The organism is Pseudomonas juntendi (genome assembly GCF_009932375.1).
Lineage (GTDB): Bacteria > Pseudomonadota > Gammaproteobacteria > Pseudomonadales > Pseudomonadaceae > Aquipseudomonas > Aquipseudomonas juntendi.
The window spans coordinates 1-1640 of the sequence record NZ_BLJG01000324.1; the positions used below are offsets into that span (position 1 = coordinate 1).

1 protein-coding gene is annotated in these 1640 nt (G+C 68.5%); it reads right to left on the minus strand.

Annotation, left to right across the window (positions count from 1 at the left end):
* A partial coding sequence (locus GYA94_RS25490; protein WP_161893354.1) for an AMP-binding protein occupies positions 1 to 1640 on the minus strand: 1640 nt, incomplete at both ends.

Genomic DNA, 1640 nt, shown 5'->3' on the forward strand with positions numbered 1-1640 from the left:
TGGCCGGCAGTTTCGGCGTGCTGCCCGCCAGGGCCTGGCGGTAGGCATCGTGCAGGTCTTCCAGCAGCACGCGCCAGGACACGCCATCGACCACCAGGTGGTGGATCACCAGCAGCAGGCGCTGGCCACCGTCGGCCAGCTCGATCAGCACCGCACGCAACAGCGGGCCCTGGGCCAGGTCCAGGCTACGCTGGGCCTCTTCGCAGGTCGCCTCGATTTCCTCGGCGCTGCGCAGTGCGGCACGCCACAGCAATGGCTGGGCCGGTTGCAGCGGACCGTGCTCAGCGCTGCCGTCGGCAAAGCGCAGGCGCAGGGCGTCATGCTGGGCGTACAATGCCAGCAGCGCCTGCTCCAATGCGGCGGCATCCACCGTTTCGGTGCCGCGCAGCAACAGCGACTGGTTCCAGTGCTGCGGCTCGCTCATGCGCTGGGCGAAGAACCACTGCTGGAACGGCAGCAATGGCGCGCTCCCCGTCACCGGGCCCTGGTCGATACGCGGTACCACCGCCTCCCCGAGCTGGGCCACGGCCGCCAGGCGCTGCACGGTCTGGTGCTGGAACAATGCCTTGGGCGTGATATGGATCCCGGCCTGTCGCGCACGGCTGACCACCTGGATCGACATGATCGAGTCGCCACCCAGGGCGAAGAAGTTCTCGGTAACGCCCACTGGGCCTGCGCCAAGCACGGCCTGCCAGATCTCGGCCAGGGCGATTTCGGTCGGTGTGGCCGGCGCCTGATAGTCGCGAGCCTTGGCGGTCTGGTCCGGGCGTGGCAAGGCCTTGCGGTCGAGCTTGCCATTGGGCGACAGCGGCAGGCTGTCCAGTGCCAGCCACTGGTTCGGCACCATGTAGTCCGGCAGGCCACGGCGCAGGTGCTCGGCCAGTTGTGCCTGCCAATCGGCGGCCTCGCTGGCCAGCACCACATAACCGACCAACTGCTTGCCGTCCGGCACCGTCACCACGGCTTCACGCACCAGGTCGTGCTCCAGCAGACGCGCCTCGATCTCACCCAGCTCGATGCGCAGGCCACGCAGCTTGACCTGGTGGTCGATACGCCCGGCGTACTCGATCACCCCGTCCGCACGGTAGCGCGCCAGGTCACCGGTGCGGTACATGCGCTCGCCATTGCCGTATGGGCTCACAGCGAAACGCTCGGCGGTCAGCCCTGGGCGGCGATGGTAACCGCGCGCCAGGCCTGCGCCGGCCAAGTACAGCTCGCCCAGCACGCCCACCGGCACCGGTTGCAGCTCGGCATCGAGGATATAGCAGGCCAGGTTGGCGATCGGCTCGCCGATCGGCACGCTGTCCCGCCCTTCCTCACGGCAGGTCCAATGGGTCACGTCGATGGCCGCCTCGGTCGGGCCGTACAGGTTGTACAGGCCCGCCTTCGGCAGCTTGGCGAACACCTGCTGCTGGGCATCGGCCGGCAGCGCTTCGCCACTGCAGACGATGCGCGCAAGGCTCGTGCAGCGCGGCACGCCGCTGTCTTGCAGGAACGCCTGGAGCATCGACGGCACGAAGTGCAGCGTGGTGATGTTTTCGCCGGTGATCAGCTCGACCAGGCGGGCCGGGTCGCGGTGATCACCTGGCGCGGCAACCACCAGCCGCGCACCGGTCATCAAGGGCCAGAAGAACTCCCAT